Raw genomic sequence first — 21,667 nt, 5'->3', positions numbered from 1 at the left:
CGGCTCCGGGGCGTCTACGCCGGCGGGACCCTCGTAACAGACTGCTGGGAGCCGCCCCGAGGATACGTACGTCCATCCCGCCAGGGAAGGACGTACCCGCATCGGATGCCTCACACGGTTGGAGTGAACCGATCCGCGGGACCGGTCCGATGAGGGGACGTGAGCGAAACGAGAAGCGACGGTGAGCTGCTGCGGGCCGCCGCGGACGGGGACCGGCGCGCCTTCGAGGAGCTGTACCGGCGGTACGCGCCGTGGCTGACCGCCCGGCTGCGCGGCCGGTGCGCCGACGCGGGCGTGGTCGACGACGTCGTACAGGAGACGTTCCTCGCGATCTGGCGGGGCAAGGCCCGCTACCGGGAGGACGGCGACGTCGCCGGCTGGCTGTGGCGGATCGGCTCGCGGCGGCTGATCGACGCGCTGCGGGGCGACGGGGCCCGGGGGCGGCTCAGGCAGGCGCTGGCCAGGCTGCGGCACCGGGACGAGGCGTCCGCGGAGGAACGCGTGCTCGCGGGGGTGGAGCACGGGGACCTCGCGGGCGCCCTGGTCCGGCTCTCGCCGGAGCTGCGCGCGGTGCTCCAGGCCACCGTCATCGACGGCCTGACCACCCGGGAGGCGGCCGTGCTGCTCGGGATACCGCCGGGGACGGTCAAGACACGGGCGATGCGGGCCCGTAAGCAACTGCGGGAGGCACTGACATGAGCGGGCGGGTGTGCGATCGGGTGTGCAGGGCCGCGCCCGGGCGTGGGGGCGGCGGAAGGGGCAGGCAGATGGGCGACCGGGGGCTGCCGGGCCGTGGGCCGGTGCAGGAGGTGGTGGCATGACCTGGCATGTGGATGCCGAAGACCTGCGGGCCTACGCCCGGGGAGAGTTGGCGCCGCCCGCGCTGTGGTCCGCCGACACCCATCTGGTCGCGTGCGCGCGGTGCCGGGGCGTGCTCGCCGAGGTCGGTGACCCGGAGCGGGTCGACGTCGGCTGGGAGCGGCTGGACGCCGAGCTCGACGCGCCCCGGCCGGGGGTGCTGGAGGGGCTGCTGATGCGGCTGGGAGTCGCCGACCACACCGCGCGGCTGCTCGCGGCCACGCCCGTGCTGCGCCGTTCGTGGCTCGGTGCGGTCGTCGCGGTGCTGGTGATGAGCGTGGTGGCGGCCCGCACCGGCACGGCGGCCGCCTCGCCCACGCTCTTCCTCGCCCTCGCGCCGCTGCTGCCCCTCGGCGGGGTCGCGCTGTCGTACGGGCCCGCGCTGGACCCGACGTACGAGATGGCGGTGGTCGCGCCGATGCACGGGTTCAAGCTGCTGATGGTGCGGACGGTCGCCGTGCTCACCGCCGTGCTCGGCCTCAGCGGCCTGGCCACCCTCGCGCTGCCCGGGTACGGGCTGGGCGCTCTCGCCTGGCTGCTGCCCGCGCTGGCCCTGACCTCGACCGGGCTGGTCCTCACCGCCCGGCTCGGCCCGGTGCTGGCGCCGTCGCTGGTCGGCGGGGTGTGGGTGGCGGTGCTGCTGGCGGCCCACGCCTATGACGCGGGCGCCACGCCCGTCCCGTTCACCGCGGCCGGCCAGGGGGTGGCGGCGGCGGTCGCCGCGCTCACCGGCGGGCTGCTCGTCCTTGTACGTGACCGTTTCGACCGCTTCCAGGGGGATGCCGTATGACACCGACCGTTTCCGCCGCAGGGCTCAGCCTCCGCTTCGGCCGGACCCAGGCCCTCGACGAGGTGTCGCTGCGGCTCACCTCGGGCGTCACCGGGCTGCTCGGTCCCAACGGGGCCGGAAAGACCACCCTGCTCAGGGTGCTGGCCACCGCCGTGCCCGCGGACCGGGGCGCCTTCACCGTGCTCGGGCACGACCCGGCGACGGCGGCCGGCCGGCAGGAGGTGCGGCGCAGGCTCGGCTATCTGCCCCAGACGCCCGGCTTCCACCCGGATTTCACGGCCTTCGAGTTCGTCGACTACGTGGCGATCCTCAAGGAGATCACCGACCGGGGCGCCCGGCACCGGGAGGTGCGGCGCGTGCTGGACGAGGTCGATCTCGCCGACGTACGCGCCAAGCGCATCAAGAAGCTGTCCGGCGGAATGCGGCAGCGGGTGGCGCTGGCCGCCGCGCTGGTCGGCGACCCGGGGTTCCTCGTCCTGGATGAGCCGACTGTCGGGCTCGACCCCGAACAGCGCATGCGGTTCCGGGAGTTGATCGCACAGGCAGGGGAGGGGCGCACCGTTCTCCTCTCCACCCACCAGACCGAGGACGTGGCGATGCTCTGCCACCGGGTGCTGGTGATGGCGGGCGGCAGCATCCGCTTCGACGGCACCCCCGCCGAGCTGACCGCACGGGCGGCCGGACGGGTGTGGAGCAGCACGGAACGCGACCCCGGCGCGAAGGCGGGCTGGCGCACCGGCACCGGCTCCTTCCGCAACATCGGCAGCCCGCCCGACGGCGCCGACCTGCTCGAACCCACCCTGGAGGACGGCTACTTGCTCACCCTGGACGGCGCGGGCGCGGAGGTGGCGGCATGACCACGGTCATGGAGGCGACGGCCCCGCCCGTCGTCCACGGCGAACAGCGCCGCAGCTGGGCGGCCGTGTTCGCCCTCGCCCGCTTCGAGGCACGCGAGCTGGTCCTGCAGCTCCCGGTGGCGGTGACCCTCCTCGTCTACGTGGGCTACACCGGCTGGAAGCTGCTCTTTCCACCGGACGGCATGGACGCCTACCCGGCGCTCCAGGACGTCGACCGCGCGACCCAGACCACGCCCACGCTGCTCGGCATCGTCCTGTTCATCGCCGTCAACCGGGCCGCGCTGCGCTCCCGCCGGCGCGGGACCGACCGCCACTTCGACGTGCTGGTCATGGAGCCGTGGCGGCGCACGGCAGGGCACGCCCTGTCCCTGGTGCCGTTCGGCGTCGTCACCGCGCTGGTCGTGCTGGCCCAGTTCACCTGGCAGGCACTGCGGCCGGGCGCGGTGGGGCACGGGTCGGTGGCCGAACTGGCCGTCGCTCCCCTGTACGTGCTGCTGTGCGGAGCCGTCGGTCTGCTGATCGCCCGGCTGATCCCGTCCGTGTTCGCCGCGCCGCTCACGGTGCTCGGTCTCTTCACGTTCCTGATGTTCGTCGCGACGGGGACGTCGGGGGCGCAGTGGAGCCGCTGGCTGTCGCCGGTGGTGAGTGAGAACAGCAACTCGACGTTGCCGTCCGACCTGGTCGGTCGGCCTGCGGGGTGGCATGCGCTGTACCTGGGCGGGTTGGTGCTGGTGGCGGCTCTGGCCGCGGTGCTTTGCGCTCCGCGGGACGCCGTTGATCGTCTGCGGGGCCGTCGTGGCTGGTCGCGCAGTTCCCCGCGCCCCTATGGGGCGCTGGGCCTCGCGGGGGCTATTGCGCTTGCGGTGACCGGTGCTGTCGGACAGTCCGGCGGGGTGTCCCCGGAACTCGCGACGGCCCGGGAACGCGCCTCGGTCTCCCCGGAGAAGGAGCAGTCGTGCGTACGGCACGGCGTCTCGCAGTACTGCGCCTTCGGCGAGTGGAGCGCCCGCACGGGCACCTGGGCCGGAGTGGTCGACCGGGTCCAGGCCCTTGCCGGTGGTACGGCCGCGAGCCGGCCCCTGCTCGTACGGCAGCGGATCGACGCCCGCTACGGCCTCGACGGCGACGCGGCGATCGCACCGTCCACCACACCCGGCCAGGTGACGGTCGGCACGCGCTGGGGCGGCAACCGGGTCCCGGAGTTCGCGGTCGCCGTCGCCTCCGTGCTGGTCGGCGGCGACGAGAAGAAGGGCAGCCAGCTCTGCGACGGCCGCGTGGTCACGGTGATGTGGCTGGCCCTGGGCCGCGACGCGGACCCGGTCGCCGACCTGAAGAACGTCCGGCTCGACGACAGCCTGAGCGGCCCGGCGATCGCGCTGACGCCGACCAGCCCGTTGTCGATGTCGGCCGGACAGACCGATGTCGTACGGGAGTTGCTCTCCCGTCCGCGTGCCGAGGTGACGTCCGCCGTCAAGTCCCACTGGGCGCAGCTGACGGCCCCCGGGGTGAAAACGGCCGAGGTGGCACGGGTGCTGGGGACCGAGGTGCCGAAGGGGGCGGACGAGTGTGGGAAGTGACCGCAGGAGCGTGCCGGTGAGCGGGGCGCTGGTGGCGGCCGTGGCGCGTACGGTGCCGTGGCGGGCGCTCGGGGCGGGCGCGGCCGTGGGGCTGCTGGTCGTGGCTCTGCCACGGCTGTCCGACGGCCCGCCCGAACCCTGGCTCGCCCTCACCGTGCTGCGGGCCGCAGCCCTGGCCTTCGCGCTGGGCCTGACGTTCCTGCTGGACGACCCGGCCCGGCACCTCACGACACCCGTCACCACCCCGCGTTGGGTGCGCACGGGCCTGCGGGTGGCGCTGGTCGCGCCGGTGGCGGTCCTGTGGTGGACCGCCGCCCTGGCCCTCGTACCGCACGCCGTGCGTCCCCCGGTCGGCGCCGTCACCCTGGAGGCCGGCGCAACCGCCGCACTCGCCCTGGCCGCGGCGGCCACCGCGGTACGCCTCACGGACGAGCCGCAGCCGGGCCCGTCGGTGGCGGCCGCCGTCCTGACCACGGCGGCCCTGGGGGCCCTGCTGATCCCGGCCCGCTGGACCCTGCTCGCCGCGACCGGCGATCCCCGCTGGGGGGCTGCGCATGAGCGGTGGGGGGTGCTGCTGGGGGTCGGGGTGGTGGCTTGGGGGATGTGTCAGCCCGAGCCGAGGCGGGCGCTGTGCTTCGGCCGCCGGTCAGGCACTTCCAGCCCGTCCGGCGTTTGAGGACGAGGCCGCAGGCCGATGGGGGTCTGGGGGCGTAGCCCCCAGGGACGCGCACCCCACGTGCCCGCACAACACACCGCTCGCCCGCCGGAGGCTCACGTCTCGGTGCGGTACATCAGGTCCGTCTCGTACGTGGTGAAACCAAGCCGCTCGTACACCGACACCGCCGCCTTGTTGTCCCCGTCGACGTACAGCATCGCGGTCGGCAGCCCCTGCGCCTCGAGATGCCGCAGCCCGATCGTCGTCAGGGCCTTGCCCAGCCCTCCGCCCTGCGCCCCCGGCCGCACGCCGAGGACGTACACCTCACCCAGCCGGTCGGCCGCATGGACCTTCGTCCAGTGGAAGCCGATGAGTTCGCCGCCGCGGAAGGCGAGGAAGAAGCCCGCGGGGTCGAACCACGGCTCGGCCTTGCGGTCGTCGAGGTCGCGCTGGGTGAGGGAGCCCTGCTCCGGGTGGTGGGCGAACGCGGCGGCGTTCACCGCGAGCCAGGCGGCGTCGTCCTCGCCGGGGACGAAGGTACGGACGGTCACACCCGCCGGCAGCACCGGCTCGGGCAGGTTCAGGTCCGCCAACGGCCGCCGCATCTGCCGCAGTTCGCGGAAGAGCGTGAGCCCCAGGACCTGCGCGAGATGCCGGGCCGCGGAGTGCCCGCCGTGCGCCCACACCCGCAGCCGCTTGCCGGAGGCCGCGAGCAGCGCCGAGCCGAGCGCCCGCCCGTGCCCGTGCCCGCGGTGCGCGGGGTGCACGACCAGTTCGGCGGCCGGTGCCTCCACCGGGTCGGTGTCCTCCAGCTGCGCGTACCCCAGGAGCTCGTCGCCGACGCTGAGCAGCAGATGGGACACGCCCTCCCGCTCGCCGCCGCGCAGTTGCAGCCGTCCCTGTTCGGACACCGCCTGCTGGCCGTCGTCCTGGGCGGCCGCCGCGAGCAGGGAGAGCACGGCCTCGGTCTGCGCCGGCGAGAGCGCGGAGTAGGTCTCGATGGAGCGGGTCCGGCCGGGCCGGGCGGTGTCGTCGCTGGTCATGCGTACGAGGGTAAGCGGAGGAAGGCGCAAAGTGAGGGGGTGAGGGGGTCGCGTACCTGGGCGAGCGAGTCCCACAGCGGGGCGGCTGGGCACGGGCGGCCTGGTCGGGACGATCGTGAGCTGGATCGCATACCTGAGGTACCGCTTGCGGGTGGGGGGCGTTCGCATGATCGGATGGATCGATGCGTGCCCCCCACCACATAACGACGCATCCTGGTACAAACATCAACGACTTTTCCGAGGGTGCCTTTGTCGCGAGCGAAACCGAGGAAGAGCAGGACGAGCCCTGGGCTCCGCCCAACCACCGCCGCGGCGGCCGCCGCAGGCGAAACCGCTTCGCGGGCCTCCCGCTCGCGCTGAAGGCGGTGGTGGGCGTCGTCGTCCTCGCCGCCTTCCTCACCCTCGCCGACCGCTGGGCGCTTCTGTACGCCGAGCGCCGGGCGGCGGACGAGCTCAAGGCCCGGATGCACCTGAGCGCGGCGCCCGAAGTGGACATCGACGGCTTCCCCTTCCTGACCCAACTCGCCGACGACAGGCTGCAGTCGGTGAAGGTCACCGTGCCGGACGTCGCCGCCGACCGGGTCACGCTGGCCAGGGTGACGGCGACGGCGCACGACGTACGGCTGAACGCGCCCGACGGACCAACCTCCGTACGGGGCGCGGCAATTCCCCGGCTCGACGGCGACGTACTGCTCTCCTTCGACGACCTGAACCGCGAACTCGGCGCGTCCCAGGTGACGTTCACCGGACACGGCCACGACCGGGTGCTGGCGCGCGGCACGCTCCCGGTGGCCGGGCACGACCTGAGGCTGCGGGCCGACGCCCGTATCGGCCGGGACGGCGAGCACGGCATCGCCACCCAGATCGGCGGAATGCGCCTGGACATCGGGGACCTGGCCACCTACCGGCCCGGCACCCGGGCCTCCGAGGGCCTGCATCTGACCCGCCGCTCCGCCGCACGCCTCGCGCACGAGACGAAGAAGGCGAAGGCGCTGTTCGCGGTCCCGGCGGTGGTACGCCGGCTCGGCGTACCCGACTCCGCCGTACGCGCGGCCCTGCGCTCCGACGCCGAACTGGCGCGCGTGACCGGCTCACCGCGCTTCATCCACCAGGCCATGCGGCTCAACCTCATCGACCTGGCCCTGCGGCACCCGGCCCTCCTCAAGCGCCTCGGCCTCGACCCGTCGCTCCTGGACGCCCTGCCCCGGCTCACCCGCCCGGTCCTGGCCGACCGCCTGTCCTTGGGCTTCCACCTGCCCACACCGCACCGCGGCGAGCTGCGGCTGCGGGACGTACGGGTGGAGAAGGACGGGATCAGGGTGCGGCTCGAGGGCTCGGGCCTCGCCGTCGGTCGTTAAAACGATGTTCCTCAGGCGGTAGACCTGGCCGCCGCCCGGTTCACCCCCGCTTGGGGCCGGTGATCGCCTCGCCGATCACGAAGCCCTTGGCGGGGCCTTCGGGGATGGTGATCTCGGTGCCGTAGGGGACGCGGTGGACTCCCACCCAGTCGGCCTTGTCGGGCTCGGGCTCGGTGAGAACGGTGACGGTGCCGTGGCTGTCGTAGTCGTCGATGATGACGTAGACGGGGATCCCGGCGCGGGCGTACTCGCGGCGCTTTCGGATGCGGTCGCGGTCCTGGTTGCGCTTGCCCGGGGAGACGACTTCGACGATGAGGTGGACAGCGGAGGCTTTCACCCCCAACCCTTCCTCGTCGGCGTGCGGCTCCAGGTCTTCTGGAGCGACCAATGCGTCTGGGATCCACCCCTTGCGCTTGTGGATGACATTGGTGTCCTGGTGGCACGCGTGCTCGCCGCCGTCCAGGAATTTATCCAGTGCCCGCCGCAGGCGGTTCGTGATCTGGGCGTGGGTCAGACGTCCGGTGGGCGACACCTCGATGGCTCCCTCGATGATCTCGGCGCAGTAGCCCTCGGGGAGTTCCATGGCCTTCCAGGCCTGCCATAGGACCTCGTCCAGGTCGGGTCCGTTCAGGGATTCAGCGGGAGCGTGGGACATGGTCTCGGGCCTCTCGTGCGCGAGAGCGGTCAAGGTGACACCTCCTCCTCAAGTGTGGGCTGGGTGTGCCTGCGGCACAAGCAACGCGATCACCGTAACGACGGCTATGGGGATGACCTGGGGCGTTGTCGTGGGATCACTCGATCGGGCGATCGGAAGGCGAACAGCCGGACCGGGGCCGGCAGCCGGATGTGCGTGAGCTACGGCTGCTGAGCGAGGGAGCCCGGCGGACGGCTGGTCCAGTACCGGTCGAGTACGGCGCCCAGGACGGCGAAGGAGGCCAGCGGTACGCAGGCGAGCAGCAGGAACGGGTGGTCCGGCCGTCCGTCGGTGATCTCCAAGAAGTCGACCACGAACATGACGGCCAGCACCCCGAGCGCACCGTAGAGGGCCCACGTCCACGCCTTGCGCCGAGCCGCCCCGCGCAGGATCAGCGCCTCGACCTGGGGGCGCGGCTCCCAGGCCAGACTGCGGTACGGCGCGGCCGACAGGCACAGGTCCGAGACCTCGGCGTACGGGTCGGCCAGCTGCCAGTCGTCGAGATGCCACAGCAGGCGCCGGCGGCCCTCGACGTCGTAGAGGTAGGTGAGCCACTGGGGACCCATCCCGTTCGTACCGCGCGGGGCCCGCTCGACCCGGATGTCGTACACGTCCTGCCAGGCCCAGGAGCGCGAGCGCAGCCGACCCTGGACGGTGATGCCCGCGGCCGTGACGCGGGTGTGCGCCCGCAGTTGTTCCAGGGCGACCCGGGCGAAGGCCGTCACCACGAGCAGCCCGAACACCAACGGCGGCCAGCCGGACGGTCCGTCGCGGTGGCCGTACGGATCGCCGAACAAGCGGCTGGACTGGAAGAAGGCGTTCACGGCGAGCAGCCCCATCAGACCGAGGTGCATCAACGGCGGCCTGCGCCGTCGTCGGTACACCCGCTCGATCCCGCCTGTGTCCCCGTTCCCGCCCATACGCCCTCCCCGGCCTCCGTGTCCGAGGTGATCGTAGGGCGGGGGCTGTGGGCGTCGGGACGGGGGCGGCGTCAGGAAGTCGTCAGGACGAGGAAGGTGTCCAGCCGCCCAGCCAGCCCGCGACCTCCTGGTCCGTGGCCTGGGCGTCGGTCAGGTGAGGCCGGTCGCTGCTCGCGGCACCCGAGCCCGCGTGGCGGCGGAGGCTTTGGGCTGGGTGCCGGGGAGCAGACCGTGGCCGACGGCTCCGGTGGCCGCGAGGATGAGAGGGACGGCGATGGCGAGGGCGGTTTTGCTCCGGCGGTGGTGAGCCATGGGGGGTCTTCGAGGTTGAGCGGTGCATCGCTGTGACGGGACCGGCCGACGGGTCGCGCAAGTGTGACAGATTGCCGCGAGGTGTCACACTCCTGGGCAGGTGGCATCTCCTCCTGGCAGGCGTCATCGGGGTCGATACACCGCTCAACTTCGAAGACCCGCCTTGGAGGGACTCCGTTCCGTGCGGGCGATGGACAGGACGGGCGATGCGTCGTCACCCCGGGCGGAGAAATTGCCGGACTCCTGCTCCCTGCCCAAGCCCCCAATATTTGCCAGGGAACCTGACGAAGGAATCCAATGAACCAGTTGCTCCAGTCCCTTCAGGAGTTCACGGTCTCGGCCGACTACAGCCGGACGCACACCACCTGGGAGGTACGGGCAGCCGGGCAGCGCACGCCGGTGCTCCTGATGCACAAGGATTCCCCGCACCACTCCCTACCCGAATACCGGGTGTACGCACCGGAACGCCCGGACGAGATCCTGGGCTTCGTCCTCTCGACGGGGATGGCATTCGCGGCCGACCGCACGCAGATCGGCAAGGTGCGCACCGGGCCTTGGGAGGACCGTGAGTGGATCCTGGTGCAGCAGGACCTCGGGGAACTGACCGGGAAGTGGAAAGGCAACACCAGGCTGCGCCGCGCCCCGGTCATCGACAACTTCCTCGGCCACGAGAGCCTCGACGCCCTCCTCTCCGCAAAAGTGCGCTTCTCCGGACCGCAGTCCGAGGGCTTCGACTTCGCCCGGAGCGCAGGCATCCGGGCGGAATACGAGGTCACCGTCCGCGACCCGCGCGTGGACCGGCTGCTGATCCTGGCCTGGGTCGTGCACTTCAACTGGCACCACTCGGTCGATCCGCGCAAAACCGCGGTCGACCTGACCACCAACCCGTTCCGCGACTTCGGTGCCGCACGCCGAGCCAAGAAGCGCAGGCAGACCGGGCAGAACTGAGCGGAAGGAACCGGAGAATGACCATGCCTTCGTACGACGCCTACGGTCACGGAGACCGCCAAGGCCAGGACGACCCGGCCGCCCAGCGACGCGCGGCCCAACTTGCCGAGCTGGGCGAGGAGTTGGTGGCAGGCCAGACCTGGCCTCAGAAGGAGATCGCCGGCCGGATCTACGAGGAGCTGAAGGCCGGCGCCCACGTCGACGACATCAAGCCCCTCATCTCGCAGCTGCGCCGCACCACGATCGAGGACGCCCGCGACCGGGGTACGGACAGGCGCGGCCGACGCTGAGCGGTAGGGCTACGGCCCCTCCGGCGGCGGCATCGGCGCCCCCGGCAGCCGTACCGTCGCGATCGCGCCGCCGCCCTCCGCTCGGGCCAGGGTGACTTCGCCGCCCGCCTGCTCCACCGTCCGCGCGACTATCGACAGACCCAGGCCCGATCCGGGCAGGGCGCGTGCGCTGGGGGAGCGCCAGAAGCGGTCGAAGACGTAGGGGAGTTCCTCGGCGGGGATGCCGGGGCCGTGGTCGCGGACCGTCAGGATGCCGCTGCCGAGCTCCACCTCGATGGTGCCGCCCTCGGGGCTGAACTTCACCGCGTTGTCGAGGATGTTGACGATCGCCCGCTCCAGGGCTGAGGGCTCCGCCCGTACGTACCAGGGATGCAGGTCCGCCGTGATCGTCAGCTCCGGCCCGCGCAGCCGTGCCCGGCGCAGCGCCGCCTCCACGATGTCCTCCAGCGAGACCACCTGAACGCGCTCGCCCCGCTGCCCCTCCGACCGCGACAGCTCCTGCAAGTCGCCGATCAGCGCGGCCAGTTCGGTCATCTGCGCCTTCACGGAGTCGAGGAGCGCCTTGCGGTCGGCCGGGGGGAGGGGACGGCCGGTCTCCTCGCTGCGGGTGAGGAGTTCGATGTTGGTGCGGAGGGAGGTGAGGGGGGTGCGCAGTTCGTGGCCGGCGTCGGCGATGAGCTGCTGCTGCAGGTCGCGGGAGCTGGCCAGGGACGCGGTCATCGAGTTGAAGGAACGGGACAGCCGGGCCACCTCGTCCTCGGCGTCGTCCTCGACCGGGATGCGGATGCCCAGGTCCTCGGTACGGGCGACGTGTTCGACGGCCTCGGTGAGCTTGTCCACGGGACGGAGACCTGCGCGGGCGACCGCGAGACCGGCGGCTCCTGCGCCGAGCACTCCGACGCCGGAGACGAGGAGGAGGATCAGGGCGAGGTCGTTGAGGGTGTTCTGGGTGCTCTTCAGGGGTACGGCGACCGCTATTCCGACGTTGGGGCCGGCCTCCCCGGTGGCAGTGGTGGTGGGGCTCAGGAACCGTGTCATCACGCGCACCGGGTTGCCGTTCCCGTCAGTGCCGTCGCGGAAGTAGACCCGGCTGACGTCCCCTGCCTTGATCTCGTTCTTGTCGGCCTGCGTGACCCTGATCGTGCCCTTGGAGTCGCCGAAGACGCAGACCTTTCCGGTCTCCGTGACCAGCTGGGTGTAGTTGCCCCGGTAGAAGCCGTTGCCCTGCGGGGTCTTGGAGCACTCGTTGAGGACGGCCTGGGCCTGGAGCTGATCGGGCCCCCGCATGCCCCTCTGCAGATCGTTGTCCACCTGCTCATACAGCTTCCCCTGCACGATGAACCAACACGTCACCGAAACCGCCGCCACCGCAAAAGCCACCGCCGCAGCCACCAGCATCGCCAGCCGTGAGCGGATCGGCAGCGTCTGGAAGCGGCGCAGCACCTTCCTCACTCCGCGCCGCCCTGCCGCAGCACATACCCCACGCCCCGCACGGTGTGCACGAGGCGCGGCTCGCCGCCCGCCTCCGTCTTGCGGCGCAGGTACATGACGTACACGTCCAGGGAGTTCGAGGACGGCTCGAAGTCGAAGCCCCAGACCGCCTTCAGGATCTGCTCCCTGGTCAGCACCTGGCGCGGGTGTGCCATGAACATCTCCAGGAGGGTGAACTCCGTGCGGGTCAGCTCCACCGGGCGCCCGCCCCGCGTCACCTCCCGCGTCGCCAGATCCATCCGCAGGTCCGCGAAGGTCAGCGCCTCGTCCTCGTGGAGGGCCCCGGCGGCCGCCGCGGCGGCGTACGAGCTGCGCCGCAGCAGGGCACGGACGCGTGCGAACAGCTCGTCCAGCTCGAAGGGCTTGACCAGGTAGTCGTCGGCGCCGGCGTCGAGGCCCGTCACCCGGTCGCCGACCGTGTCGCGTGCCGTCAGCATCAGGATCGGCGTCGTCGTGCCCGCCCCCCGCATACGGCGGGCCGCGGTCAGACCGTCCATGCGCGGCATCTGGATGTCGAGGACGACCAGGTCGGGCTGGTACGCCGTCGCCTTCTCCAGGGCGTCGGCGCCGTCCACCGCGACCTCCGTCTCGTAGCCCTCGAAGGCGAGGCTGCGCTGGAGTGCTTCGCGCACGGCCGGCTCGTCGTCGACGATCAGGATGCGCTGCGGGTCACGGTCGCCTTCGGCGGGGCTCATGGGCTTCGGATTCCTCGGGTGCGGTGGGACGACAGGGGGGAGGCAGCAGGCAGGTGCTCAACGCCTTCAGCCTCGCATATCAGCCGCGCATCGCCGCGAGCCTGTTCAGCGGCACCTTGCGGCGGTGCGGGCGGGCGGCCGTGGTGTGCAGGCCCATCAGCTGCGGGGCCACCTCCGGCGCCCGGGTCGTCGGTGCGTGGAGTTCGTGCGCCACCGCGAGGGCCTGGGCGAGGCCGGCCGGATCGGTGCCGGCGACGGTGTGCGAGATCTGCTTGATCATGGCGTACTCCCTGCTGGTGAGGTGCGGGATCAGTTGGTGGAACCGGACCGGAGGTTGGCCAGGTCGGACTTGACGGTGTTGATCGGGATGGCGAAGCCGAGGCCGACGCTGCCGGCGTCCGAGGAGCCCGAGGACGACTGCGAACTGGCCGAGTACATCGCGGAGTTGATGCCGATGATGTCGCCCGCGGCGTCGATCAGAGCGCCGCCGGAGTTGCCCGGGTTGAGGGACGCGTCGGTCTGGATCGCCTTGTACGTGGTCGTCGAGGATCCCGTGTCGCCGTTGAACTGCTGGCCGCCGAAGGAGAACGGCCACCGGCCGTCACCGCCGCCCTGCCCCTGGCCCTCGTCGGTGGAGACGGTGACGTCACGGTTCAGGGCCGAGACGATGCCGCTGGTGACCGTGCCGCTCAGGCCCTCGGGGGAGCCGATCGCCACGACCGTGTCGCCGACCTGGACGCCGGAGGAGTTGCCGAGGGTGGCCGGCTTGAGGCCGGACGCGCCCTCCAGCTTGATCAGGGCGAGGTCCTTCTTGCTGTCGGTGCCGACGACCTTCGCGGTGTAGGTCTTGCCGTTGCTGGTCGTCACCTTGATCGACGAGGCACCGGAGATGACGTGGTTGTTGGTGACGATCTCGCCGCTACTGGTGATGATCACGCCGGAGCCGGTCGACGAGCCGTTGTCCAGGGTGGCGCTGATCTCGACCACGCTCGGGCTGACGGCCGCGGCGATGGTGGCGACGTCGCCCTTCTTGGCGGCCGGCACCACATTGGTGCTCGTGCTGCTGGTGGCGACGGTGTCGTTGCCGGTCAGCTCCTGGAAGGCGTACGCGGTGCCGCCGCCGATCGCCGCGGCGACGATCGCAACGGCCGCCAGCAGGGCCAGGGGGCCCCGGGCCCGCTTCCTCGGCGCCGGGGCGGGGGGCTCGGCCATGACCTGCTGCACCGGCGGCTGCGCCGGCGGGGGCGGCCACTCGGGATTCACAGGGGAGGAGGCGTGCTGCGGGGTGCCCTGCTGCGGGTTCCCGTAGCCGTCATAGCTCTCGTACTCGCCGCTGCGGCGGAAGCTCTCGGTCATGACAACGAGCTTGAACCGTGACCATGAGAGCTTCCTGAGTGCCGACTGAGAAGCCCGGCAGAACCTTGTTTGCCCGATATAAAGGCGGAGCTCGCAGCGCGGCGGGGACCTTCAGACAACCCTCATGTACCGAGGCACGGCCTTCATGTGCCGGGGCACGGCCCTCATGTGCATCCGCAGGAGGTCCGCACGACCAGGCGTGACGGGAACTGCTTGAGCCGTTCCCGCCGCGCCCCCGCCACCCTGAGCCCGTCGTCGAGTACGAGGTCCACGGCCGCCCGGGCCATCCCGGAGCGGTCCGAGGCGATCGTGGTCAGGGGCGGGTCGGCCAGGGCCGCCTCCTTGATGTCGTCGAACCCGGCGACCGCGAGCTCCCCCGGCACATCGATCCGCAGCTCGCGGGCGGCCCGCAGCACGCCGATCGCCTGGTCGTCGGTGGAGCAGAAGATCGCGGGCGGCCGCTGCGGCCCGGAGAGGATCTCCAGAGCCACGCCGTACGCGTCGTAGCGGTTGTACGGCGCCTCGAAGAGCCGCCCCTCGGTGGAGATCCCGGCTTCGCCCATCGCGCGCCGCCAGCCCTCGACGTGGTCGGAGACCGGGTCGCCGACCGCCGGGGTCTCGGCGGTGCCGCCCATGCAGGCGACGTACTCGTAGCCGTGCTCGATGAGGTGGCGTACGGCGAGCTCGGCGCCGCCCAGGTCGTCGGTGACGACGGCGACGTCGTCGATGGCCTCGGGCCGCTCGTGCAGCAGGACCACCCGGGCGTCCCAGGCCTCGATCTCCGCGGCGGCCTGGTCGTTGAGGGCGTGCGAGACGAGGATGAGCCCCGAGACCCGCATGCCCAGGAAGGCACGCAGATAGTGGACCTCGCGCTCGCTGACGTAGTCGGTGTTGCCGACGAGCACCATCTTTCCGCGCTCGGAGGCGGCCTGTTCGACCGCGTGCGCCATCTCGCCGAAGTACGGCTGGCGCGCGTCCGGGAGGATCAGGCCTATGAGGTCCGTGCGGCGGGACGCCATCGCCTGGGCGACCCGGTCCGGCCGGTACCCCAGCTCCTTGATGGCGGCGAGGACACGCTCGCGCGTGGCCGGGGCGACCGGCCGGGGTCCGTTGTTGATGACATAACTGACGACGGCGGTCGAAGTTCCCGCCAGCCGCGCCACATCATCCCGAGTCACCTTGGCCACGCGCGGAGTCTACGCGGATATACCGGCCCTGGGCAGGGCGAGAAGGAGCTTGCTCCCACGCCTTCTGTGCGGAAGCAATGCCCCTTCCGGCGGTCGGCTATGCCTCGGCCGACACCTCGGCGGCGTCCAGGGCGGCGGTCTCGTCCGCATCCTCCGGCTTTGCCCGTTCTGCCTTGGCCTTGACTTCGTCGGAGACGCGATCGGCCTTCTCGGGAGTAACGAATCGATAACCGACGTTCCGGACGGTCCCGATCAGCGACTCGTGCTCGGGGCCGAGCTTGGCGCGCAGACGTCGTACGTGGACGTCGACCGTGCGGGTGCCGCCGAAGTAGTCGTAGCCCCAGACCTCCTGCAGCAGCTGCGCGCGCGTGAAGACGCGGCCCGGGTGCTGTGCGAGGTACTTGAGGAGCTCGAACTCCTTGAAGGTGAGGTCGAGGACCCGCCCCTTGAGTTTCGCGGAGTACGTCGCCTCGTCGACCGACAGGTCGCCGTTGCGGATCTCCATGGGGGAGTCGTCGTTGACGATCTGCTGCCGGCCCATGGCCAGCCGCAGTCGCGCCTCCACCTCCGCCGGTCCTGCGGTGTCGAGGAGCACATCGTCGATGCCCCAGTCGGCGGTGACGGCCGCGAGGCCGCCCTCGGTGACGACCAGGACGAGCGGACAGCCGGGGCCCGTGGAGCGCAGCAGCTGGCACAGGCTGCGGACCTGGGGCAGATCACGGCGGCCGTCGATGAGGATGACGTCGGCACCGGGGGTGTCGACGAGGGCGGGGCCCTCCGCCGGAGCCACTCGCACGTTGTGCAGGAGCAGACCGAGGGCGGGGAGCACCTCCGTCGACGGCTGGAGGGCATTGGTCAGGAGCAGCAGAGAACTCATACGTCTGGTTCCTCCTCGGTCCCTGCGAGGACGTGTGTGGTGCATCACCTGCTCTGCGATCCCGAAAGGCCCCGTATATCAGCGGTCACCTGGAGTTTCCCGCTTCGTATACAACGCTTCCGAAAGCACAAAAGGACCCGGGGGCTACGCTGCCCGAGTCCTCTGCCCAGCAGAATAGCCCACATGAGCATCACTCCGGCAGGTCATGTGGCGCGATCCACCGTTCGTCCGAATCCTGAGACGGGCAGACGGGGGCCTTTCCGTACGTTTCTGCGCACCGACGACGGGATTGCGATCGATTCCGTATACGACCCGGGCTCGGTCGTATACGACGCCTCCATGTCACCTTCCGTTGTTCCGGTGTTCGTCGTCGCCCACGGGTTCACGGGCGATGTGGACCGGCCGCATGTTCGGCGGGTGGCGGAGGCGTTCGCGCAGTACGGGGCCGTGGTCACGTTCTCCTTCCGCGGCCACGGTGCCTCCGGCGGGCGCTCCACGGTCGGCGACCGGGAGGTCCTCGATCTGGCGGCCGCGGTGGAGTGGGCGCGGGGGTTCGGGCACACGCGCGTGGTGACCGTCGGGTTCTCGATGGGCGGCTCCGTGGTGCTGCGGCACGCGGCGCTGTACGGACAGGGGCGCGAGGGGCGCACGGAGGCGGCGACGGACGCCGTGGTTTCGGTGAGTGCCCCCGCCCGCTGGTACTACCGGGGCACCGCCCCTATGCGGAAGCTCCACTGGCTGGTAACGCGGCCCGAGGGGCGGCTGGTGGGCCGCTACGGATTCCGCACCCGGATCCACCACCGGCAGTGGGACCCGGTGCCGCTGTCCCCCGTGGAGGCCGTACCGCGGATCGCGCCGACGCCGTTGCTGATCGTGCACGGCGACCAGGACGGCTACTTCCCGGTGGACCACCCGCGCATGCTGGCCGACGCCGCCGGTGACCGGGGCGAACTCTGGCTGGAGCACGGCATGGGGCACGCCGAACACGCGGCCGGCGACGACCTGCTGGCCCGTATCGGGGCCTGGGGTGCCGCGCAGGCGGGCTAGCCTGACCGTGTACACCGCCGATCCAAACCAGAGGAACCGGATGTCAAAGGTCACGGTGCGCTACTGGGCCGCCGCGAAGGCCGCGGCCGGGGTCGCCGAGGAGCCGTACGACGCGGCCACCCTCGCCGACGCGCTCGACGCCGTGCGCGCGCGACACCCCGGAGAACTCACGCGCGTCCTGCGGCGATGCTCGTTCCTCATCGACGGTGACCCCGTGGGCACCCGCGGACATGAGACGGTACGGCTGGCCGACGGCGGCACGGTCGAGGTGCTCCCGCCGTTCGCAGGAGGGTGACGATGACCGACCAGCCGTACGAGGGTTCGTACGACGCGTACGACCCGTATCAGCAGCCGTACCAGCCGTACCAGGGGTACCAGGGGTACGACGAGGCGCACGCCGCCCAGGCCCAGCAGTACCAGCAGTACACGCAGCAGTGGCAGGGGCAGACGTGGGAGGCGGCACAGCCGCAGGGGGCGCAGCAGGGGTATCCCGGCGCTGTAGTCGACCACGGCTACGAGGCGCCCGGCGGTGATGGCCTTGCCCACCCGTCCCGCCCCAGCGGGACGACTGCCCAAGGCGGTGACGGCGGTGACAGTGAGGCCGACTCCGATTACGGCCCCGCGACCCTCGCCGGCAACTCCCGGATCACGGACGCCCAGCGGGCCCGTGAGGAGGGACGTTCACCGATCATCGAGCCGGGCATGCAGCCGGCCGGGCTCACGGCGCTGCTGGGTCTGCTCGTGTCCGGTGCGGCGGCGATCAACTCGTACGCCCTGCTCGTCCCGCTCATCGCCCTGCAGGCGGTCACCGCTGCGGGCTGGTTCCGGCTGAACGGCATGTGGCCGGCCCGGCAGGGCATCGCGCTGGCCTTCCTGGGCGCACTCGCCGCGGACGTGGCGCTGCTGGTGGCGGGCCGGGAGAACGCCCCCGCGGCGATCCTGGGCACCCTGGGCGTCTGGGTCCTGCTCTCCCTGGTCCTCCAGCTGCGCTCGCACGCGGACCCGGACGAGCGGATGTACGGCCTGATGGCGACCGTCGCCTCGGCGGCGCTGTCCATCGTCGCGGCCGGGTATCTCGCGGCCGAGCCGGACGCGGTGACCGTCGGCGCGGCCGCCGTGGCGGTGGCGGTCCTGGCCCGCGCCCTGCCGCTGCCCACCCCGGCGTCGATCGTGGTCTCGCTGCTCGCCGCGGCGGGGGCGGGCATCGCGGTCGGCGGGATGACCGGCCTCGGCGCGAAGGGCGCACTCCTCGGCGCGGGCGCGGCAGCCTGCGCCCTGATCGGGCACCGCGTCGCGAGCTACGACTACCCGTCGAGATTCGTCCACTTCACAGCAGGCGTGGCCCTGCCCCTGACAGCGGCGGCACCGGTGGTGTTCATGCTGGGCCGGGCGCTGGCGTAGGGCTGGACCGGGGGCGGCAGCCCCGCTCACGGTCGGGCCGACTCCGGCAACCTCTGTCACAGCTGATCGACAACTCCGCGATCAGACCCAAGTGCAGGGTTACGCTCGCGCTGGACGGCCACCCGGTCGTCACAACCGTCGTCGTCCGGCAGGTGGGGGAAACACCGCATGCGCGCCCTGCGAATGCTTCTGATCGTCGTCGTGGTCCTGGGCGGCCTCTTCGTTGTCGCGGACCGCGTCGCGGTCCACTTCGCCGAGAACAAGGCGGCGGACAAGGTGAAGACCACGGAGAACCTGGCAACCACCCCGGACGTGTCCATCAAGGGCTTCCCCTTCCTCACCCAGGCCGCCTCCGGCGAGCTGGACGACGTCGAGATCGGCATCAAGGACTACGAGGCCGACACCGGCACGGGCACCGGCGGCGGACCGAAGACGATCCGTATCGACGACCTGAAGGCCGACATGAAGGGCGTCAAGTTCTCCGGCGACTACAGCTCCGCCACCGCCGCCACCGCGACGGGCACCGCCACCATCGCCTACGACGAACTCCTCAAGGCGGCCAAATCCGAGCCGACGCAGCTCTTCCCTGGCGTCCACGCCCAGGTCGTCGGCCTCTCCGACGGCGGCAACGGCAAGATCAAGGTGGACATCAAGGTCACCGTCGCGGGCGCCACGCAGACGTATCCCGTGCTCAGCTCGGTGACCGTGGACGGCGACACCGTCAAGGTGCACGCGGACAACCTGCCCAAGCTGGTCGTCGACCTCGCCGACTCCCGCATCCGGGCCGTCACCGACTTCCAGCAGGCCATCCACCAGCTCCCCGGCGGTGTGAAGCTGGACAGTGTGCAGGCTGCGAAGAACGGTGTGGAGATCACGGTGAAGGGTTCAAACGTCAAGCTCGCGGGGTAGACCGTAGACCGTCCGAAAGGCGAGACGGCGAGGTCCGTACCGTAGATGTGATGGTCCGTCCGCGCGCCGGGGAAGCACGGAATCACGTGCCCCGGAACGCGTCTGTCTCACTTTGTGGACGATCGCATCTCACCATTCAACACCCCGGTGACACGCCCTGCTGTCCGTCCCTACGATCGAGGCCATGAAGCGACAGGCGGATCTCACGAAGCGGCGGGCAGTCGACCTGTGCCGCGTCGCCGCCATGCTCTGTCGCCCCTTCTGAGCGGAAGCGCCGCCTTCCGTATTCCCCCCGCCCTGCCAAGGGCACCCGTGCGCTCCGGTCGAACCGCCGGAGGCACTCCGCACGCCCCGCCGCAACTGCCCCGGAGGAGAAAGAGCATGAGCCGCAGCGACGTCCTGGTCGACGCCGACTGGGTCGAGGCCAACCTCGACAACCCGAACATCGCGATCGTGGAGGTGGACGAAGACACGTCCGCCTACGAGAAGAACCACATCAGGAACGCGATCCGCATCGACTGGACCAAGGACCTCCAGGACCCGGTCCGCCGCGACTTCATCGACCAGGAGGGCTTCGAGAAGCTCCTGTCCGCCAAGGGCATCGCCAACGACACGCTGGTGATCCTCTACGGCGGCAACAACAACTGGTTCGCGTCGTACGCGTACTGGTATTTCAAGCTGTACGGCCACGAGAGCGTCAAGCTGCTCGACGGCGGCCGCAAGAAGTGGGAGCTGGACGCCCGCGAGCTGGTCGAGGAGGTCCCGGAGCGCGCCGAGACCACCTACAAGGCCAAGCCCCAGAACACGGCCATCCGTGCCTTCCGTGACGACGTCGTCGCCGCGATCGGCTCGCACAACCTGGTCGACGTCCGTTCGCCCGACGAGTTCTCCGGCAAGCTGCTCGCTCCCGCGCACCTGCCGCAGGAGCAGTCGCAGCGCCCGGGTCACGTCCCGTCCGCGCGCAACATCCCGTGGTCGAAGAACGCCAACGACGACGGCACCTTCAAGTCGGACGACGAGCTCAAGGAGCTCTACGCCGAGGAGCAGGTGGACCTGTCCAAGGACACCATCGCCTACTGCCGCATCGGTGAGCGCTCGGCCCTGACCTGGTTCGTCCTGCACGAGCTGCTCGGTGTCGAGAACGTCAAGAACTACGACGGCTCGTGGACCGAGTACGGCAGCCTCGTCGGCGTCCCGATCGAGCTCGGCGCCAACAAGTAAGACCCAACCCGCAAAATCCCGACCGGCCTTCCTCCGGTCAGACCCCTCTTGGAGAAAGACATGTGTGGAGCGAAGGCCGGCGGCCCGGACGCCTCGACGATCAAGCCCGGTGAGACCACCATCCAGGGCCAGGTGACGAAGGACGGCGAGCCCGTCGTCGGTTACGTCCGTCTCCTGGACTCGACCGGTGAGTTCACCGCGGAGGTCCCGACCTCCGCCACCGGACAGTTCCGCTTCTACGCCGCCGAGGGCACCTGGACCGTCCGTGCCCTGGTCCCCGGCGCCACCGCGGACCGCACGGTCGTCGCCCAGCAGGGCGGCCTCGCGGAGGTGGCGATCGCGGTCTGACGCGCTGACCACCCAAGGGCCGCATCCTCCGGGAGCGGCCCTTCGGCGTGCCCGGTTCTACTCTGGAAGCATGCTGGCACGTCGGCGTCACGTCTATTTCGCCATGATGGGCACCTGCATCACGCTGTTCGTCCTGGCCTGGGGAGTCGTACGCATCTGGTCGGTCCCGGTGGCGGTCGGGATGTGCGTGGTGGCGATGGTCATCCCCCCGGTCGCCGCCATGGTCGCCAACCGCCGGGGCCCGGACGACCGCTGGTGGGACGATCCGTCCGGCGACCCGAAGTCCGACGAGTGGTGGGACGAGCTGGACGGCAAGAAGCGCCCGAGGTCCTAGCGCGGCTCGGTGGGCCGGCTCCGTCGGCCGTCTCAGTAGACGAGAGCCTGCGTCTCGTCCCCCAGAGCCTCCTGGACGAACACCTGCGCCCCCGCGATCCGTACGCCCTCGATGACGTCCTTCTCCGTGATGTCCCGGCGGGCCGCGCACTGGGTGCACAGGGTGACGCGGCCGGCGGCGAGGATCGCGTCGAGCAGGTCGGGCAGCGGGGCCGCGTGCGGGAGTTCGAACTCGGCGGCGCGGCCCGGCAGGGCGAACCATGCGGACTCGCCGGTCAGCCACAGGGAGACGTCGACCCCGCTGGCCACGGCCACCGCCGCCACCGTGAACGCCTGCGAGCACCGCTCGGGCGCATCGGCCCCCGCCGTCACCTTGATCACGAGCTTCTTCGCCATGGCCGAATCGTAATCAACTCCCTTACAACCAGCGGTGCCGGCCATGGGTCTCCTGTGAGCGCGCGTACGGAATGCGCGCTTCAAGTTTGTGGGGGGACGTGTTG

The 21,667-nt window shown here is 71.1% G+C and carries 27 protein-coding genes; 16 read left to right on the top strand and 11 right to left on the bottom strand.

Annotated features, from left to right (window positions below; translation table 11 throughout):
• The first annotated feature begins 159 nt into the window (after window positions 1-159).
• The 5 genes from ACFY1U_RS30580 (at window position 160) to ACFY1U_RS30560 (ending at window position 4,758) form a co-directional block, all read left to right on the top strand.
• Complete coding sequence (locus ACFY1U_RS30580; RefSeq protein WP_365833492.1) at window positions 160-699, top strand: RNA polymerase sigma factor; 540 nt, start codon at window positions 160-162, stop codon at window positions 697-699.
• Between the two features lie 118 nt (window positions 700-817).
• A complete protein-coding gene (locus ACFY1U_RS30575; protein ID WP_390697339.1) occupies window positions 818-1,648 on the top strand; it encodes a zf-HC2 domain-containing protein in 831 nt (276 codons plus the stop codon).
• Window positions 1,645-2,505: an ABC transporter ATP-binding protein gene (locus ACFY1U_RS30570; RefSeq protein ID WP_390697338.1), complete on the top strand. Its 861-nt coding sequence runs from the start codon at window positions 1,645-1,647 to the stop codon at window positions 2,503-2,505. Before ACFY1U_RS30575 ends, ACFY1U_RS30570 begins: the two co-directional genes overlap by 4 nt.
• Complete coding sequence (locus tag ACFY1U_RS30565) at window positions 2,502-4,082, top strand: ABC transporter permease (RefSeq protein WP_390697337.1); 1,581 nt, start codon at window positions 2,502-2,504, stop codon at window positions 4,080-4,082. The genes ACFY1U_RS30570 and ACFY1U_RS30565 overlap by 4 nt, the downstream gene beginning before the upstream one ends.
• 16 nt (window positions 4,083-4,098) lie before the next feature.
• Window positions 4,099-4,758 carry an ABC transporter gene (locus tag ACFY1U_RS30560; RefSeq protein WP_390697336.1) on the top strand — a complete coding sequence of 220 codons (660 nt, stop codon included), beginning with the start codon at window positions 4,099-4,101 and terminating at the stop codon, window positions 4,756-4,758.
• A gap of 95 nt (window positions 4,759-4,853) precedes the next feature.
• Here the strand turns inward: ACFY1U_RS30560 and mshD are convergent, their stop codons facing one another.
• Window positions 4,854-5,780 (bottom strand): mycothiol synthase, encoded by a 927-nt coding sequence (gene mshD / locus ACFY1U_RS30555; protein WP_390697335.1) that lies wholly within the window; start codon window positions 5,778-5,780, stop codon window positions 4,854-4,856.
• 182 nt (window positions 5,781-5,962) lie between these two features.
• Between mshD and ACFY1U_RS30550 the strand changes: the two genes are divergently transcribed.
• A complete protein-coding gene (locus tag ACFY1U_RS30550; RefSeq protein WP_390697334.1) occupies window positions 5,963-7,138 on the top strand; it encodes a DUF2993 domain-containing protein in 1,176 nt (391 codons plus the stop codon).
• 40 nt (window positions 7,139-7,178) lie between these two features.
• Here ACFY1U_RS30550 and ACFY1U_RS30545 read toward each other — a convergent pair whose 3' ends face one another.
• The 3 genes from ACFY1U_RS30545 to ACFY1U_RS30535 all read right to left on the bottom strand — a co-directional run bounded on the left by ACFY1U_RS30545 (window position 7,179) and on the right by ACFY1U_RS30535 (window position 9,064).
• Window positions 7,179-7,826, bottom strand: coding sequence for a Uma2 family endonuclease (locus ACFY1U_RS30545; protein ID WP_390697333.1), 648 nt, complete (start codon window positions 7,824-7,826; stop codon window positions 7,179-7,181).
• A 167-nt stretch (window positions 7,827-7,993) separates the two neighbouring features.
• Complete coding sequence (locus tag ACFY1U_RS30540) at window positions 7,994-8,752, bottom strand: PH domain-containing protein (RefSeq protein WP_390697332.1); 759 nt, start codon at window positions 8,750-8,752, stop codon at window positions 7,994-7,996.
• Window positions 8,753-8,902: 150 nt separating this feature from the next.
• Entirely contained in the window at window positions 8,903-9,064 is a 162-nt protein-coding gene (locus ACFY1U_RS30535; RefSeq protein ID WP_390697412.1) for a hypothetical protein, read from the bottom strand.
• Between the two features lie 297 nt (window positions 9,065-9,361).
• Between ACFY1U_RS30535 and ACFY1U_RS30530 the strand changes: the two genes are divergently transcribed.
• Both ACFY1U_RS30530 and ACFY1U_RS30525 read left to right on the top strand, forming a co-directional pair.
• A complete protein-coding gene (locus ACFY1U_RS30530; RefSeq protein WP_390697331.1) occupies window positions 9,362-10,012 on the top strand; it encodes a hypothetical protein in 651 nt (216 codons plus the stop codon).
• A 17-nt stretch (window positions 10,013-10,029) separates the two neighbouring features.
• The gene (locus ACFY1U_RS30525) at window positions 10,030-10,302 is read left to right on the top strand and encodes a hypothetical protein (protein ID WP_390697330.1); all 273 of its coding nucleotides are present in this window, start codon (window positions 10,030-10,032) and stop codon (window positions 10,300-10,302) included.
• A 9-nt stretch (window positions 10,303-10,311) separates the two neighbouring features.
• Here the strand turns inward: ACFY1U_RS30525 and ACFY1U_RS30520 are convergent, their stop codons facing one another.
• From ACFY1U_RS30520 to ACFY1U_RS30495, 6 genes are all read right to left on the bottom strand, one after another.
• Window positions 10,312-11,700 (bottom strand): ATP-binding protein, encoded by a 1,389-nt coding sequence (locus tag ACFY1U_RS30520; RefSeq protein WP_390697408.1) that lies wholly within the window; start codon window positions 11,698-11,700, stop codon window positions 10,312-10,314.
• 50 nt (window positions 11,701-11,750) lie between these two features.
• Window positions 11,751-12,488 (bottom strand): response regulator transcription factor, encoded by a 738-nt coding sequence (locus ACFY1U_RS30515; RefSeq protein ID WP_390697329.1) that lies wholly within the window; start codon window positions 12,486-12,488, stop codon window positions 11,751-11,753.
• Window positions 12,489-12,567: 79 nt separating this feature from the next.
• Window positions 12,568-12,768, bottom strand: coding sequence for a hypothetical protein (locus ACFY1U_RS30510; protein WP_390697328.1), 201 nt, complete (start codon window positions 12,766-12,768; stop codon window positions 12,568-12,570).
• A gap of 29 nt (window positions 12,769-12,797) precedes the next feature.
• On the bottom strand, window positions 12,798-13,844 hold the full coding sequence (locus ACFY1U_RS30505; protein WP_390697327.1) for a S1C family serine protease: 1,047 nt from the start codon (window positions 13,842-13,844) through the stop codon (window positions 12,798-12,800).
• Window positions 13,845-14,008: 164 nt separating this feature from the next.
• A complete protein-coding gene (locus tag ACFY1U_RS30500; protein ID WP_390697326.1) occupies window positions 14,009-15,031 on the bottom strand; it encodes a LacI family DNA-binding transcriptional regulator in 1,023 nt (340 codons plus the stop codon).
• Window positions 15,032-15,128: 97 nt separating this feature from the next.
• Window positions 15,129-15,908 carry a winged-helix domain-containing protein gene (locus tag ACFY1U_RS30495; RefSeq protein ID WP_390697325.1) on the bottom strand — a complete coding sequence of 260 codons (780 nt, stop codon included), beginning with the start codon at window positions 15,906-15,908 and terminating at the stop codon, window positions 15,129-15,131.
• Between the two features lie 183 nt (window positions 15,909-16,091).
• Here ACFY1U_RS30495 and ACFY1U_RS30490 point away from each other — a divergent pair, with 183 nt between their 5' ends.
• From ACFY1U_RS30490 to ACFY1U_RS30455, 8 genes are all read left to right on the top strand, one after another.
• Window positions 16,092-16,955 carry an alpha/beta hydrolase gene (locus tag ACFY1U_RS30490; RefSeq protein WP_390697324.1) on the top strand — a complete coding sequence of 288 codons (864 nt, stop codon included), beginning with the start codon at window positions 16,092-16,094 and terminating at the stop codon, window positions 16,953-16,955.
• Between the two features lie 40 nt (window positions 16,956-16,995).
• Entirely contained in the window at window positions 16,996-17,250 is a 255-nt protein-coding gene (locus tag ACFY1U_RS30485) for a MoaD/ThiS family protein (protein ID WP_390697323.1), read from the top strand.
• Window positions 17,251-17,252: 2 nt separating this feature from the next.
• Window positions 17,253-18,356 carry a hypothetical protein gene (locus tag ACFY1U_RS30480; protein WP_390697322.1) on the top strand — a complete coding sequence of 368 codons (1,104 nt, stop codon included), beginning with the start codon at window positions 17,253-17,255 and terminating at the stop codon, window positions 18,354-18,356.
• A gap of 168 nt (window positions 18,357-18,524) precedes the next feature.
• On the top strand, window positions 18,525-19,265 hold the full coding sequence (locus ACFY1U_RS30475) for a DUF2993 domain-containing protein (protein WP_390697321.1): 741 nt from the start codon (window positions 18,525-18,527) through the stop codon (window positions 19,263-19,265).
• Window positions 19,266-19,449: 184 nt separating this feature from the next.
• A complete protein-coding gene (locus ACFY1U_RS30470) occupies window positions 19,450-19,530 on the top strand; it encodes an Ms5788A family Cys-rich leader peptide (protein WP_350751515.1) in 81 nt (26 codons plus the stop codon).
• A 116-nt stretch (window positions 19,531-19,646) separates the two neighbouring features.
• Complete coding sequence (locus ACFY1U_RS30465; RefSeq protein ID WP_390697320.1) at window positions 19,647-20,486, top strand: sulfurtransferase; 840 nt, start codon at window positions 19,647-19,649, stop codon at window positions 20,484-20,486.
• 60 nt (window positions 20,487-20,546) lie between these two features.
• Window positions 20,547-20,834, top strand: a complete 288-nt coding sequence (locus ACFY1U_RS30460; protein ID WP_003991226.1) for a DUF1416 domain-containing protein — start codon at window positions 20,547-20,549, stop codon at window positions 20,832-20,834.
• A 70-nt stretch (window positions 20,835-20,904) separates the two neighbouring features.
• Window positions 20,905-21,168, top strand: coding sequence for a DUF3099 domain-containing protein (locus tag ACFY1U_RS30455; protein WP_115907338.1), 264 nt, complete (start codon window positions 20,905-20,907; stop codon window positions 21,166-21,168).
• 32 nt (window positions 21,169-21,200) lie between these two features.
• Here the strand turns inward: ACFY1U_RS30455 and ACFY1U_RS30450 are convergent, their stop codons facing one another.
• Entirely contained in the window at window positions 21,201-21,563 is a 363-nt protein-coding gene (locus tag ACFY1U_RS30450; protein ID WP_390697319.1) for a DsrE family protein, read from the bottom strand.
• Window positions 21,564-21,667 lie beyond the last annotated feature (104 nt).

The organism is Streptomyces sp. NPDC001351, from assembly GCF_042896045.1.
Lineage (GTDB): Bacteria > Actinomycetota > Actinomycetes > Streptomycetales > Streptomycetaceae > Streptomyces.
This window is presented reverse-complemented; position numbering and strand designations above follow the sequence as displayed.

Excerpts from the sequence above, each read along its gene's own strand:
- ACFY1U_RS30575 (WP_390697339.1), top strand. The coding sequence starts at position 818 with ATGACCTGGCATGTGGATGCCGAAGACCTGCGGGCCTACGCCCGGGGA.
- ACFY1U_RS30570 (WP_390697338.1), top strand. The coding sequence starts at position 1,645 with ATGACACCGACCGTTTCCGCCGCAGGGCTCAGCCTCCGCTTCGGCCGG.
- ACFY1U_RS30565 (WP_390697337.1), top strand. The coding sequence starts at position 2,502 with ATGACCACGGTCATGGAGGCGACGGCCCCGCCCGTCGTCCACGGCGAA.
- mshD (WP_390697335.1), bottom strand. The coding sequence starts at position 5,780 with ATGACCAGCGACGACACCGCCCGGCCCGGCCGGACCCGCTCCATCGAG.
- ACFY1U_RS30550 (WP_390697334.1), top strand. The coding sequence starts at position 5,963 with ATGCGTGCCCCCCACCACATAACGACGCATCCTGGTACAAACATCAAC.
- ACFY1U_RS30540 (WP_390697332.1), bottom strand. The coding sequence starts at position 8,752 with ATGGGCGGGAACGGGGACACAGGCGGGATCGAGCGGGTGTACCGACGA.
- ACFY1U_RS30535 (WP_390697412.1), bottom strand. The coding sequence starts at position 9,064 with ATGGCTCACCACCGCCGGAGCAAAACCGCCCTCGCCATCGCCGTCCCT.
- ACFY1U_RS30530 (WP_390697331.1), top strand. The coding sequence starts at position 9,362 with ATGAACCAGTTGCTCCAGTCCCTTCAGGAGTTCACGGTCTCGGCCGAC.
- ACFY1U_RS30525 (WP_390697330.1), top strand. The coding sequence starts at position 10,030 with ATGACCATGCCTTCGTACGACGCCTACGGTCACGGAGACCGCCAAGGC.
- ACFY1U_RS30520 (WP_390697408.1), bottom strand. The coding sequence starts at position 11,700 with ATGCTGGTGGCTGCGGCGGTGGCTTTTGCGGTGGCGGCGGTTTCGGTG.
- ACFY1U_RS30515 (WP_390697329.1), bottom strand. The coding sequence starts at position 12,488 with ATGAGCCCCGCCGAAGGCGACCGTGACCCGCAGCGCATCCTGATCGTC.
- ACFY1U_RS30510 (WP_390697328.1), bottom strand. The coding sequence starts at position 12,768 with ATGATCAAGCAGATCTCGCACACCGTCGCCGGCACCGATCCGGCCGGC.
- ACFY1U_RS30505 (WP_390697327.1), bottom strand. The coding sequence starts at position 13,844 with ATGACCGAGAGCTTCCGCCGCAGCGGCGAGTACGAGAGCTATGACGGC.
- ACFY1U_RS30495 (WP_390697325.1), bottom strand. The coding sequence starts at position 15,908 with ATGAGTTCTCTGCTGCTCCTGACCAATGCCCTCCAGCCGTCGACGGAG.
- ACFY1U_RS30490 (WP_390697324.1), top strand. The coding sequence starts at position 16,092 with ATGAGCATCACTCCGGCAGGTCATGTGGCGCGATCCACCGTTCGTCCG.
- ACFY1U_RS30485 (WP_390697323.1), top strand. The coding sequence starts at position 16,996 with ATGTCAAAGGTCACGGTGCGCTACTGGGCCGCCGCGAAGGCCGCGGCC.
- ACFY1U_RS30480 (WP_390697322.1), top strand. The coding sequence starts at position 17,253 with ATGACCGACCAGCCGTACGAGGGTTCGTACGACGCGTACGACCCGTAT.
- ACFY1U_RS30475 (WP_390697321.1), top strand. The coding sequence starts at position 18,525 with ATGCGCGCCCTGCGAATGCTTCTGATCGTCGTCGTGGTCCTGGGCGGC.
- ACFY1U_RS30470 (WP_350751515.1), top strand. The coding sequence starts at position 19,450 with ATGAAGCGACAGGCGGATCTCACGAAGCGGCGGGCAGTCGACCTGTGC.
- ACFY1U_RS30465 (WP_390697320.1), top strand. The coding sequence starts at position 19,647 with ATGAGCCGCAGCGACGTCCTGGTCGACGCCGACTGGGTCGAGGCCAAC.
- ACFY1U_RS30460 (WP_003991226.1), top strand. The coding sequence starts at position 20,547 with ATGTGTGGAGCGAAGGCCGGCGGCCCGGACGCCTCGACGATCAAGCCC.
- ACFY1U_RS30455 (WP_115907338.1), top strand. The coding sequence starts at position 20,905 with ATGCTGGCACGTCGGCGTCACGTCTATTTCGCCATGATGGGCACCTGC.
- ACFY1U_RS30450 (WP_390697319.1), bottom strand. The coding sequence starts at position 21,563 with ATGGCGAAGAAGCTCGTGATCAAGGTGACGGCGGGGGCCGATGCGCCC.